Below are 11,987 nucleotides of genomic sequence, written 5' to 3'. Positions count from 1 at the left end.
TTAACCGAGAAATAGCCCGCGCACCCAAATACATATACTACAATATATAATACAGATATTAGAGCCAAAATCCTTGGGGGTGCCAAAGAATCCTAATCGCGGCCCCATGAATGTGCAAAAATACTGAAGCCAACCTTACTAAACCCTGCACGGAGCAATTGCTGTGGAATCGAGATACAACCCCCAATCCATAGAAGAAAAATGGCAACAGACATGGGCTGAGCAAAACTTAGACCAGATGCCTGAAGATAGGGAAAAGCCTAAATTTTATGCCTTATCCATGTTCCCCTACCCGTCGGGAAGCCTGCACATGGGCCACGTCCGCAACTACACAATCATCGATGTAATTGCCAGACTCAAGCGGATGCAAGGCTATCGCGTACTCAATCCGATGGGATGGGACGCTTTTGGTTTGCCGGCAGAAAATGCGGCCATCGAACGCGGAATTCCGCCCGCACAATGGACTTATCAAAATATTTCCCAGATGAAAGGCTTATTTCGCCGCCTGGGTATTTCTTTCGACTGGACAAAAGAAGTTACAACCTGTTCTCCCGATTATTATCGGTGGACTCAGTGGCTGTTTTTGCAATTTTTAGAAGCAGGATTAGCATATCAGAAAGAAGCGGCAGTTAACTGGGATCCGATCGACCAAACCGTCTTAGCCAACGAACAAGTAGACAACGAAGGTCGTTCCTGGCGTTCGGGTGCCAAAGTCGAGCGCAAATTATTGCGGCAGTGGTTCCTCAAAATTACCGATTACGCCGAACAGTTATTAAACGACTTAGATAAATTGCCAGATTGGCCCGAAAGAGTCAAATTAATGCAAGCCAACTGGATTGGTAAATCTGTCGGCGCTTACTTAGAATTTCCGATTGTCGGCATGGATGAAAAAATTGCCGTTTTTACCACCCGTCCCGATACAATTTATGGCGTGAGTTACGTTGTTTTAGCACCGGAACATCCGTTAACTCAGCGCGTGACCACGGCAGACCAAAAAGCGGCTGTTGATACGTTCATCAAAGAAGTTGCATTGCAAAGCGAAATGGAGCGCACGGCTGATGACAAACCGAAGCGCGGTATCCCCACAGGTGGCAAAGCAATCAACCCTTTCAACGATGAAGAAATCCCGATTTGGATTGCCGATTACGTGTTGTACGAATACGGCACCGGCGCAGTCATGGGAGTACCCGCCCACGACACGCGAGATTTCAAGTTTGCCAATCAATATGAACTACCTATTAAAGTAGTAATTGTGGATGATGATGAAGTTCCGCTGACGGAAGCTTACACGGAACCAGGAATTATGATTAATTCCCAAAGCTTTAACGGGATGGATTCAATTAAAGGCAAAGCTGCAATTATTCAAGCTGCCGTAAATTCCGGTTGTGGCAAAGCGCGAGTACAATATCGTTTGAGAGATTGGCTAATTTCTCGCCAGCGTTATTGGGGCGCTCCGATTCCGGTAATTCACTGCCCAAAATGCGGAACCGTCCCCGTCCCGCAATCGGATTTACCCGTATTGTTGCCGGAAAATGTACAATTTACTGGCAAAGGTTCGCCGTTAGCAAAGATGCCGGAATGGGTAAACGTTCCTTGTCCGAGTTGCGGAACTCCGGCGCAGCGCGAAACGGATACGATGGATACTTTTATGGATTCATCGTGGTATTTTTTGCGCTATCCCGATGCTCAAAATCAAGCGCAAGTCTTCGATTCGGCGAAGACGAATGATTGGATGCCTGTTGACCAATATGTCGGCGGCATCGAGCACGCCATCCTGCATTTGCTGTATTCGCGGTTTTTTACGAAGGTTGTGCGCGATCGGGGTTTAATCAATTGTGATGAACCATTTAAGCGCTTGTTAACTCAAGGCATGGTACAAGCAAAAGCCTACAAAAATCCTGTGACTGGCAAATATGTTGCCGCATCAGATGTAGACTCGGAAAATCCTAAAGATCCGCAAACTGGGGAAGCTTTGGAAGTCTTCTATGAGAAGATGTCCAAATCTAAATATAACGGTGTTGACCCCTTGGAAGTTATGGGGAAATATGGGGTTGATACGGCGCGGATGTTTATTTTATTCAAGGCGCCACCTGAGAAGGATTTGGAGTGGGATGACGCTGATGTGGAAGGGCAATTCCGCTTTTTAAATCGCGTTTGGCGCTTGGTGACAGAGTTTGCTGCACCCCCCCCAGCCCCCCCTTATCAAGGGGGGGAGAAAGATGTGTTGAGTCAAGCCTCTTCCCAAGGAGGGGAGAAAGATGTGTTGAGTCAAGCCTCTTCCCAAGGGGGAGAGAAAGATGTGTTGAGTAAACCTGAGAAGGATTTGCGGCGGGCGATTCACACTGCAATTAAAGAAGTTCGAGAAGATTTGGAGGGCGAGTATCAGTTCAATACTGCTGTTTCGGAAATGATGAAATTGAACAATGCGCTGGCTGATGCTAAATGTAAGGATTCGCCTGTTTATGCAGAGGGAATTAATACTTTGATTTTGCTGCTAGCGCCTTTTTCGCCGCACATCGCTGATGAATTGTGGCATTTAATTGGTAACAGCGAATCTGTCCACTTGCAAGCTTGGCCTGTTGCCGATCCGTCTGCTTTAGTTACGGATGAAATTACGCTGGTAATTCAAGTTATGGGTAAGACGCGCGGCACTATTCAAGTGCCTTCTGGTGCTGATAAAGCTGCTTTGGAAAATTACGCCCGGGAGTCGGATTTGGCTAAGCGCCATCTGGAAGGTAAGGAGATTAAAAAGGTGATTGTGGTTCCTGGAAAGTTGGTTAATTTCGTGGTAGCTGGATAAATATGAGAAACCCGGTTTGTGAACTCAACCGGGTGGTTCGTAGTGAGGACTTTAGTCCTTCTTTGGTGCGGACTGAAGTCCTCACTACGAACCGATTTTGTTGGGGTGCTTCAAGGGAGATAATAGTTGTTTTTTAGGCGGTTAAATCACCTATCGGTTATCTTAGTCCCATGAGCAAATTACCAAAGAAATACAGGCATTTTCATAAATGGATATTATTTTTGGTGAAATTTTGGTCGATCGCCTACATCGTCTGTTGCATAATCTTGTTTATCCTGCAAACTCGTCTCATTTTTAGTCCCACATCTGCGATCGCCAAAACACCCGATGCTTTCAACATCCCCTACGAAGAGGTCTGGTTGCCAGTTAACGGGCGATCGCCCAAAACGGACAAAACAGACAAAATTCACGGTTGGTGGCTGCCAGCGGCAAATCCACAGCCACTAGGAACCCTATTGTACCTCCACGGTAAGGGCTTTAACATCGGTACGAATATCAATCAATCTTACCGCCTGCGACAATTGGGTTTTTCGGTACTGCTGATAGATTACCGGGGTTACGGGCGCAGTCAAGGCAATTTTCCCAGCGAAGCTCAGATTTATGAAGATGCAGAAACAGCTTATAATTATTTAGTCAAACAGCGGCAATTGTCGCCTAGCGAAATCTTTTTGTACGGTCATTCACTCGGAGGCGCTGTTGCTGTAGAATTAGCAGTTGCACATTCAGAAGCTGCGGGATTAATTGTTCAAAGTTCGTTCACTTCCATGCTGGATATGGTAGAACGCCAAAATTTGATGCGGCTGTTTCCAGTACGGCTGCTGCTGACACAAAAGTTTGATTCTTTGAATAAAGTTAAATCGCTCAAAATTCCGGTTTTGTTCGTTCACGGAACTGCTGACCCTTTGATTCCCGCCGCGATGAGTAATAAGTTGTATGCTGTTTCTCCTGAACCTAAGCAATTTTTGCTGGTTCCTAATGCTAAGCATAATAATGGAGATGCTTTTTTTAATAGCAGTGAATATCGCGAAACTATTGTTGATTTTGCGAAAATAAACTCAAATGTAAGATGAATAAATAGGCTCGTAGTAAGGACTTTAGTCCTCTCTGATTGAATGCGGACTAAAGTCCTCTTAAGATGAATAAATAGGTTCGTAGTAAGGACTTTAGTCCTCTCTAATTGAAGGCGGACTGAAGTCCTCACTACGAACCTATGTTAGGGTGATGGTTTGAGCGTTCGGAATGCGATTCCTCTCTGATTGAAGGCGGACTGAAGTCCTCACTACGAACCTATGTTAGGGTGATGTTTTGAGCGTTCGGAATGCGATTCCTCTTTGATTGAAGGCGGACTAAAGTCCTCACTACGAACCTATTTTAGGGTGATGGTTTGAGGGTTCGTAATGCTATTCCTCTCTCATTTGATGCGGACTTCAGTCCTCACTACGAACCTATTTTAGGGTGATTGTTCGAGAAGTGGATATAATATTATTTCTATTTTATCTCCAACTTCTAGCTGCAAGACGGATTGAGCGCTGCCGCTGTTAACGGCAATTTCTAGCCAACCATCAGAACCAATTATGGCTATTAAATCCCCAGGCTTGCTGTCGCTGTATGTTTTACCGCTGGGTATGTGAATTGGAGCGCAACTATTGTTAATTGTGACTGACCAATTGTTGCCTGTAACGCAATTATTCGGGATATTGGTAATTAGATTCCCGAAGCGATCGACATATTGAACGCAACCTGTCGCACCCGTGGCTGTAACGGCGCAATTTGGTATCTGTAGCTGTACTAAACTCGCAGGGCGTACCGCCCTTCCCAACTCTTCCAGGGGCACCCCATTCGCCAAATGAGCGCCCGCTGCTGCAAAAATATCGCGCCCGTGAAACGTGCTGCTGGGTTCCGGTGTACGCCAATATTGCGGATTGGTGATCTCCACAGATGCGATCGCACTTTCGCGACTCAACACCCCGCCAAACAACCCGTTATCGGGCCCGACAAGGAAGCAATTAGCACATTTCACCGCCACCGCGCGTCTGTTGCTACCCACGCCCGGATCGACGACAGCAACGTGTACGGTTTCCTGCGGGAAATAAGCAAAAGCAGCCATCAAACAAAACCTCGCCGCTGCTATATTTTGCGAGGGTATTTGGTGCGTAATGTCAATCACTTTTAACTGCGGGTTGATTTGGGCGATCGTACCTTTCATCACTCCCACATAAACATCGCTCAACCCAAAATCCGTCAGCAGAGTTATAATTCTATTTTTAGACATATAGCAGTTGACAGTTAGATCGTTGACCTGTGACAGTTGTAGGGGCAGTGGATGGTGCGTGCCTGCCCTCTCCGTTGACCGCTTGACAGTTAGATAGTACAAGAATAAACCGTTTATAAAGTTGGTATATATCCAGAGGTAAAAGTATGGGTTCGCAATGGGAAAACTTTCTGCAAAACTTAGGAGAATGGCACGGTTCCTTTACTCAGTTATCAACGCGGGGAGAGGTACTTAAAGATACTCCCAGCATTATCTCTCTAGAAGGACTCAACGATAACAAAACTGTGCGGTTGAAACTGCGACGTTTCTCCCCAAATCCTAGCGGTGTCGGCGAACCGGAAGTCAGCGAACTTGTTCGAGAATATCAGAGTTTGGGACGAGATATCTTGTTTTTCGAGAATGGGAATTTTTGTCAGGGAACTATTCAACTATCACCTTATTCTGAATCTGGTGCCGAGTTTGGTTTTATCTACAATTATCGCCGGTTGCGCTTCGTTCAACTCTACAGTACCGACGGTAATTTATCCCAACTTACCTTAATTCGGGAAAAGCAGCTTGATAAAAACGTCCCCGAACGTCCGCCTTTAACGGTTGGCGATTTGCTGGGAGAATGGGAGGGCGAGGCCGTGACGATGTATCCAGACGGGCGTTCAGCAGATCGCTATTCTACTAAACTGCAATTGGATTCGCAAAATGGCGATCGGCTCATGCAGAAAATTACTTTTGGCAGTAATGCTAATGTTATCGCTTCTAGCGGCAGCATTGACGGTTCAGTTATTAATTTCAACGAAGGTGCAACGCCCGTGCAGGTTTTGCTACTTCCTGACGGCGGTTCTTGCACTTGTCCGGTGAAAGTTGAATCCAGAAAACCTATATTTTTTGAGGCCGGTTGGTTGGTAGAACCTGACTTGCGATTTCGGATGATGCGCAGTTACAATGACAAGGGTGAATGGGTAAGTTTGACTTTAGTTACTGAACGAAAAAAAGGTCGATCTCACTAATCTCAGAAACCGGGTTTCTTCCGATGTTTCTCGTACTCAATCCAAAATTTTCGCAGAAACCCGGTTTCTCGCCACCTACCAAAGAATTGGACGCACCCTAATCTCAGAAACCGGGTTTCTTTCTAGATTTATCGTACTCAACGCAAATTTGTCGAAGAAACCCGGTTTCTCGCTACCCAACGATAGAAATTCGATCGCTTACTTACAACAAACGAAACTTTATCTAGCACCGAATTTTATTCGCCGGATTTTGTTTCCTGGGTTTGCGATTGAATCACCGCACTCCAATCATCATCATTGTTAACAACAGCTTCCTGATGCTTGTGTCCTTCCCCATCACTTTTAGCTGCTGTTTCCAACTCTTTGCTAAGAGTAGAATCTGCCATGGCTTTGCGCAATTTTAGCTTCTTTTCCTCATAAGCTTGTTGCTCCGCGGCCGACATTGCCGATCGCGCTGCTTGACCCACCGTACTCGCCCACATCTCGCTCTGGGCGCCGTTTCCAGGCGGAATGCTGCCGATTTCTGCGATCCAAGCATCCCGCAAACTTTCCATTTCTTCCCGTTTTGGGAATTTAAAAGTTTGCACTCGCACAAAAGCACAATTTTCCGCGCCATTTTGTGCTATATGACCGTTGATTGAAAGCAGGATATTTCGTGAATAACCTACATATTGAGTATTGCGAGAAGAGTCCGTGACAGCGTAAACACCGGCGACCTTCGCATTACTTGCTATAGCGCGCCAAGTATCGATCGACATTACTTGCGTACCATCATTTTCTAATTCAGAAATAGCAGTCGATGCGCTATGTTCTGAGTCGGAACTGTATAAAAAATTGTGCAGTCCTTCATGGGCGACAGGTACGTTTTGATGTTCAATTGCTACGTCTCGATCGGCATTCACTTGATTAGCTTCCATAAAACTCAATTTCTCACAAAGGGGTAATTTTACTAATTAAATCTGTCGTATTATAAGCTACTCGGCATTCAAATTGTATATCAAGAAATTATCAAATTCTTGTGGGGCGATACTCAGAGCATCACCCCTAATATGCAACTTAAATGCGTAACAGCTTATCAGTGGAGTTTCTAACTTGCTGCAATTTGTTGCAATTCCTCATCACTCAATTTAACTTCGATCGCCTTTACAGAGTCCTCAATGCTCGATAATTTTGTGGCGCCGGGAATCGGAACGACACAGGGCGATTTTGCCATCAACCAAGCTAATACTATACAGTAAACTGAAACGTTTTTTTCGGCAGCTAATTTGGCGATCGCAGGCAGATCTTGCAAGCTAGTGGCCCGACGGCTTCCCCCCAAAGGACTCCAGGGGAAAAATGTCAGTTTTTCGGCTTCGCAATATTCTAGTACGCCGTCGGATTCCGGTTCTCTGTGCCACGGATTGTACTGATTCTGCACCGAGACAATTTCTACTGTATCGCGGGCGCGTTTGATCTGTTCTACAGAAAAGTTGGAAACTCCGATAAATCGAATCATTCCTGCTTCTACTGCTTCTTTGGCGGGCGCTAGGGCTGCTTCGATTGTATAGGCTGGATCGGGCGAGTGGTACTGCCAAAGATCGATCGGCTTTTGACCGCCCAAAGCATCAAAACTTTCGCGAATTGTCTGCCGCAAATGGTGGGGATTACCATTGCGAGTCCAGGCACCTTGAGGCCGCATTAAGCCACCTTTCGTGGCCACAGTAACCGCCCGAATATCTCCCGTGTACTCTTGCAAAGCTTTGGCAATCAGGTGCTCGTTGTGGTGTTTGTCAGATTCATCTTGGCAATAAGAATCTGCCGTGTCAATCAGAGTAACGCCCAAATCGAGGGCACGGTGAATTACCGCAATTGCTTGCGCTTCCGGTGGCCGGCCGTTTAACGACATCGGCATACCACCCAAACCGATCGCACTGATATTAAAATTACTGTTGCCCAGTCTTTTTCTTTTCATTCGTTAGCCCTCGTTTGTGTGGTTGATTGAGAGTTTAGATTTCAAGGATATGTAGAATTTAACAGTTTTTTTTAGAATATAACTAGATAGCGGAAAAAATATTTATCCGTCGGCTGTACTGCATTCAAACTGTATATTTTCATCAACTCTTCCCCACTGGTCAAACTTTCTCTCGCTTTTTTTCCTCAAACATCGCAGACAATCTCTGGCCTCGCAGCAGTAAACCCTACCTACTTAACTCGAAGCGCTGGTGTAAAAGCGGAGTGCAAATTGCCAGAAGTACCGAGAGAAAATTAACAGCCCGATCGCCAAAACTCCCGCCCCTGCGATCCAAACAATATCACCTCTGCCCAGCATGGCTTCTGCCGGCACAGTCGTCAAGAAGGCAACAGGAACCACGAAGGTAAAGAAAAATCGATAAGCTGCGGGATAAGCAGCCATCGGAAACCTACCCGCTTCTAACAATCCTCTCAGAACTTCAGTAACATTGTAAATCTTGACAAACCAAATGCTAGTCGCACCCAGCATAAACCAGATACTGTAAAGAGTAATAGTTCCAAATAACAGCGGGATTGCTGTTAAAAAATAGTTGCCGATTTGTACTCCCAATTTATTAGCAGCATACAGCAGTAATACGGTGCCGAAGATTAAATCCGGGATTCCCCAAGGAGAAACAGTGTTTGCAGATAGCCAGAATTGAGAACTGATGGGTTTGAGGAGGACAAAATCGAGAGTACCTTCCTGGACTCGATGGACAATACGGCTGAGGTTGGGCGCCAGAAAGGTTGACGAAAACCCTTGTAAAATCGTAAAAATGCCGAGTACCACTAAAGCTTGTTCCCATGAATAGCCCGCAAACTTGTAGCCGGTACGGTAGAACAGCGACAGCCCAAACAAGCTACCAGCAAGGTTTCCCAGGCTGCTGAGGGTCGCGAGGACAAAGTTGATGCGGTATTCGAGCTCGGCTGCGATCGCTGCACCCCAGAACAATTTCAGTACGTGCAAATATCGTCCCATGTTTATCGCCATTTTTTGCCGTTGAAATACTTAAATTCCTTCATATTTTAAAGGTTGTGTCAAGTTAAATGCTTTACGGGCCACTCACTTCATTATAACTTTAAGTTATTGGTACTGCATACTTAAGTAATTTTACTGAGGTAGACTATTAACTTTTTCGACTGAATTTAAATAAAAATTACAATTCCTTAATTTAAGTCAATCTCAAGCCGATATTATTTGCCACTTATTAAGGCTGATTCATGTTTTCACACAAATAATCGCTTCATTCATTGGAAATACTAATATGTTACGACCTTTAATATTATAAATATTTCACAAACATCTAGCCATATTGACAAGGAACACTTAAGATGGTGCATACGTACTCAAAAGGAATAGGTAACGAAAACTACGTAATTCTATTTAGAAAAGTCGGTTCCCTAAATAGACTTAAGTAACAACACGTAAGGTAACAAAAACATGGATGCTGTAACATTATCCAGACTGGGCGTCAAGCACACCAAGAGTGCAGTAGCCGAATCCCTGCGGATCAATACAGGGCTAGACATGACAACCCCAGTTACTTTTTACGGGATTGTCAACGAGCACTGCAACGTGAAATGCCGTCAATGCGAGTATTGGCGGCTCAAAGAATATAAAGACGAAATGACCATCGAAGATTGGTAAAATGCCCTCTTGAGTGTCAAAGAATTTATCGGCGAATTTTCCATCAACTTTAGCGGTGGCGAACCTTATATTAAGAAAGGTTTTCTAGACTTGCTGACATTTGCCAACAAAAATGGCATCCACGCCGGTGTCACCACAAACGGCTACTGCATGACTCGGGAAAATGCAGCGAAAACTGTAGCGGCGCGTCCTTTTAATGTGAATATGTCCGTTGACGGGCAGAACGCAGAATTGCACGATTATTTGCGCGGTCAACCCGGATTGTTTGACAGACTTTCCAAAGGAATCGGTTATCTGCGGGAAGAACAAGAAAAACAAAACGTCCTGTTTCCAATCAACGTCAAACCAACTATCAATCGGCTCAACTTCCGCCACCTAGAGGAAATTGTAACCTGGGCGAAAGGAATTGGAGCCACGACGGTGAACTTCCAACCAGTCAACCGCTGGACACCAGAAACCTATTCGTAATTGTGGGTAGAAGAAGAAGACAGGGAATAATTTTCACAGGTAATTGAGCGCTTAATTGAGATGAAGAAAAACGGCGCACCAATTATGAACAGCGATGAAGTATTGCGTTTGATGGTTCCTCACTTCCAGGAACAAAAAGCTCCTGATTCGACTCGGCATTGTCGCGTTGGACTGCGCAATTACTGGATCGATACGCGCGGCGATGTGAAGTTGTGCGATGAGTTTCCGGTAATTGGGAATGTGAAAGAAGCCAGCGCCCGCGAGATTTGGTACGGCGAAAAAGCTCAGGAAGTCCGCCGGGATACTTTGAATTGTGGCAAGCTTTGTCTGATTACTTGTGTCTCGCAAAAGACGATTTTGGACAAGGTGAAAATGGGGATGAAGTTATTAAATAATTGAGGTTTGAACAGTGTTGATATTGCTTGTGTTCATGGTAGCCGGGTTTTGGTAAAAAACCAGGTTTTTTGTTTGATGAATTGTATTTAGGTTCGTAGTGAGGACTTTAGTCCTCATTTTTTGAAGAGTTATAGTTGTAGGGTGTGTGACCGCGAAAAATCCTGATACATACCAGGGACTATGAATTGTCACGCACCGTTTTCTACGATTTTTACAAAGTTTTGCGACAAAAGAAGTGTTGGATTTGTTTGTATGGGCGCTGTTTATAAGGTGCGTCGCTACTCGAAAAGTCGCTCTTTTTTAGGGATTTATCGCAGGTGACACACCCTACGACTTGCTACCGAAATATAAATTTACATATTTTCCTTACCAGCAGCAGGATACGTAATATCAGCAAGCCGAATATTAAACCGAAAAGCAAACTCCAGATAATCGTCGCGGTGAAGAGATGAAGCGGGAGGGAAAAATCGGGTTGCCATTAAATGGGTGTATCCTTGGTGATTAGGGGATAGCTGGCTGAAAAGATTTGTCCGCCGCCGATCGCACTTCCGACAAAAAAGATGATATTCTCAAGTTGGCGATCGCGCTTTTTATCGCTTTTTGCCTGTTCGGCGTCCAATTCCACCTGTTCGATTTCCACCATCCCGCGGATTGTGGAGATTGTCTGCTGGAACAAATCCTGATTCGCCATCAGGTAGTTTAAGTATTTTTCAATTTGACTTTGATATTTGCGATCGCACAAAATCCGAAACTTCTGCAAAAACAGCAAATCATCTCCTACAACGGACTTTTAACAATTTTTTACCGCTCAATTTCGCATCTTCGCCCGCTGCGTGATACAGTCCGTCTTTGTAGCAGATTAGCTTCTATCTGAGGGATTTGAGTTCGGGGAAATTGATTTTTTCACCGACATTATCGGCTAGGTTTTGCCAGAGATGTTCGGCATTTTTTGCTGTTTGTTGGTAGCCTTCGTCTCCGTCATTTCGCAGGTGGAAAGGATAGAGGGTGATGCTGGGATTTCTAATTTGCGGTGGTTCGTTCATAATCAAACCTTGGGGAATATACTGATATTATATCCGGCTAAATAAACATAGTTCCTGTAGGGGCCCGTGAGCCAGCCATCTCTAACTATCACCAACAATTTATATAAACCCGCCACCACTTGGGCGACGGATTTGCGCTCGCATTTCTGTCGCCCAAGTGGCGAGAAACCGGGTTTCTGCGAATAATCTCGGTTGAGTACGAGAAATAAGGGAAGAAACCCGGTTTCTAAGATTGTGCGATCGACCGAAATTGGGGAAATTGGGGGAAAGTGCGCTCGGATTTCTCTCGATAGGTGGCGAGAAACCGGGTTTCTGCGAATAATCTCGGTTGAGTACGAGAAATAAGGGAAGAAACCCGGTTTCTAAGATT

13 protein-coding genes are annotated in these 11,987 nt (G+C 45.1%); 6 read left to right on the top strand and 7 right to left on the bottom strand.

Translation table 11 applies throughout. The annotated features are described in order from the left end of the window. Positions 1–163 precede the first annotated feature (163 nt). A complete protein-coding gene (gene leuS / locus QUB64_RS26645) occupies positions 164–2,800 on the top strand; it encodes a leucine--tRNA ligase (protein WP_333266819.1) in 2,637 nt (878 codons plus the stop codon). A gap of 170 nt (positions 2,801–2,970) precedes the next feature. Then, complete coding sequence (locus QUB64_RS26640) at positions 2,971–3,870, top strand: alpha/beta hydrolase (RefSeq protein WP_333266816.1); 900 nt, start codon at positions 2,971–2,973, stop codon at positions 3,868–3,870. 380 nt (positions 3,871–4,250) lie between these two features. Here the strand turns inward: QUB64_RS26640 and QUB64_RS26635 are convergent, their stop codons facing one another. Then, a complete protein-coding gene (locus QUB64_RS26635) occupies positions 4,251–5,072 on the bottom strand; it encodes an SAM hydrolase/SAM-dependent halogenase family protein (protein ID WP_333266814.1) in 822 nt (273 codons plus the stop codon). Positions 5,073–5,218: 146 nt separating this feature from the next. On the opposite strand from QUB64_RS26635, the gene QUB64_RS26630 reads away from it, so the two are divergent. Then, complete coding sequence (locus QUB64_RS26630) at positions 5,219–6,073, top strand: DUF3598 family protein (protein ID WP_333266812.1); 855 nt, start codon at positions 5,219–5,221, stop codon at positions 6,071–6,073. A 236-nt stretch (positions 6,074–6,309) separates the two neighbouring features. On the opposite strand, the gene QUB64_RS26625 is transcribed toward QUB64_RS26630, so the two are convergent. The 3 genes from QUB64_RS26625 to QUB64_RS26615 all read right to left on the bottom strand — a co-directional run bounded on the left by QUB64_RS26625 (position 6,310) and on the right by QUB64_RS26615 (position 9,053). Further along, positions 6,310–6,990: a GIY-YIG nuclease family protein gene (locus QUB64_RS26625; protein ID WP_333266810.1), complete on the bottom strand. Its 681-nt coding sequence runs from the start codon at positions 6,988–6,990 to the stop codon at positions 6,310–6,312. 170 nt (positions 6,991–7,160) lie between these two features. After that, a complete protein-coding gene (locus QUB64_RS26620) occupies positions 7,161–8,024 on the bottom strand; it encodes an aldo/keto reductase (protein WP_333266808.1) in 864 nt (287 codons plus the stop codon). Positions 8,025–8,258: 234 nt separating this feature from the next. Then, positions 8,259–9,053 carry an ABC transporter permease gene (locus tag QUB64_RS26615; RefSeq protein WP_442921721.1) on the bottom strand — a complete coding sequence of 265 codons (795 nt, stop codon included), beginning with the start codon at positions 9,051–9,053 and terminating at the stop codon, positions 8,259–8,261. A 450-nt stretch (positions 9,054–9,503) separates the two neighbouring features. Between QUB64_RS26615 and QUB64_RS26610 the strand changes: the two genes are divergently transcribed. The 3 genes from QUB64_RS26610 to QUB64_RS26600 are packed head-to-tail and all read left to right on the top strand — an operon-like array spanning position 9,504 to position 10,577. Continuing rightward, positions 9,504–9,710, top strand: a complete 207-nt coding sequence (locus tag QUB64_RS26610) for a hypothetical protein (RefSeq protein WP_333266807.1) — start codon at positions 9,504–9,506, stop codon at positions 9,708–9,710. 9 nt (positions 9,711–9,719) lie between these two features. Further along, positions 9,720–10,178 carry a radical SAM protein gene (locus tag QUB64_RS26605; protein WP_333266804.1) on the top strand — a complete coding sequence of 153 codons (459 nt, stop codon included), beginning with the start codon at positions 9,720–9,722 and terminating at the stop codon, positions 10,176–10,178. Positions 10,179–10,238: 60 nt separating this feature from the next. Beyond that, positions 10,239–10,577, top strand: a complete 339-nt coding sequence (locus tag QUB64_RS26600) for an SPASM domain-containing protein (RefSeq protein WP_333266802.1) — start codon at positions 10,239–10,241, stop codon at positions 10,575–10,577. Positions 10,578–11,052: 475 nt separating this feature from the next. Here QUB64_RS26600 and QUB64_RS26595 read toward each other — a convergent pair whose 3' ends face one another. The 3 genes from QUB64_RS26595 to QUB64_RS26585 form a co-directional block, all read right to left on the bottom strand. Continuing rightward, on the bottom strand, positions 11,053–11,343 hold the full coding sequence (locus QUB64_RS26595; protein ID WP_333266800.1) for a hypothetical protein: 291 nt from the start codon (positions 11,341–11,343) through the stop codon (positions 11,053–11,055). A 97-nt stretch (positions 11,344–11,440) separates the two neighbouring features. Next, positions 11,441–11,617 carry a hypothetical protein gene (locus QUB64_RS26590; protein ID WP_333266798.1) on the bottom strand — a complete coding sequence of 59 codons (177 nt, stop codon included), beginning with the start codon at positions 11,615–11,617 and terminating at the stop codon, positions 11,441–11,443. A 99-nt stretch (positions 11,618–11,716) separates the two neighbouring features. Further along, the coding region (locus tag QUB64_RS26585) for a hypothetical protein (RefSeq protein ID WP_333343413.1) at positions 11,717–11,987 on the bottom strand (271 nt) is incomplete at its 5' end.

Source organism: Microcoleus sp. Aus8_D2, from assembly GCF_036702665.1.
Lineage (GTDB): Bacteria > Cyanobacteriota > Cyanobacteriia > Cyanobacteriales > Microcoleaceae > Microcoleus.
The sequence above is the reverse complement of the archived record's forward strand: the minus strand, read 5'-3'. Positions and strand labels throughout refer to the sequence as shown.

What these genes read in the sequence shown, in the direction of transcription:
- QUB64_RS26640 (WP_333266816.1), top strand. Translation starts at nt 2,971, where the DNA reads ATGAGCAAATTACCAAAGAAATACAGGCATTTTCATAAATGGATATTA.
- QUB64_RS26635 (WP_333266814.1), bottom strand. Translation starts at nt 5,072, where the DNA reads ATGTCTAAAAATAGAATTATAACTCTGCTGACGGATTTTGGGTTGAGC.
- QUB64_RS26630 (WP_333266812.1), top strand. Translation starts at nt 5,219, where the DNA reads ATGGGTTCGCAATGGGAAAACTTTCTGCAAAACTTAGGAGAATGGCAC.
- QUB64_RS26625 (WP_333266810.1), bottom strand. Translation starts at nt 6,990, where the DNA reads ATGGAAGCTAATCAAGTGAATGCCGATCGAGACGTAGCAATTGAACAT.
- QUB64_RS26620 (WP_333266808.1), bottom strand. Translation starts at nt 8,024, where the DNA reads ATGAAAAGAAAAAGACTGGGCAACAGTAATTTTAATATCAGTGCGATC.
- QUB64_RS26615 (WP_442921721.1), bottom strand. Translation starts at nt 9,053, where the DNA reads ATGGCGATAAACATGGGACGATATTTGCACGTACTGAAATTGTTCTGG.
- QUB64_RS26610 (WP_333266807.1), top strand. Translation starts at nt 9,504, where the DNA reads ATGGATGCTGTAACATTATCCAGACTGGGCGTCAAGCACACCAAGAGT.
- QUB64_RS26600 (WP_333266802.1), top strand. Translation starts at nt 10,239, where the DNA reads ATGAAGAAAAACGGCGCACCAATTATGAACAGCGATGAAGTATTGCGT.
- QUB64_RS26590 (WP_333266798.1), bottom strand. Translation starts at nt 11,617, where the DNA reads ATGAACGAACCACCGCAAATTAGAAATCCCAGCATCACCCTCTATCCT.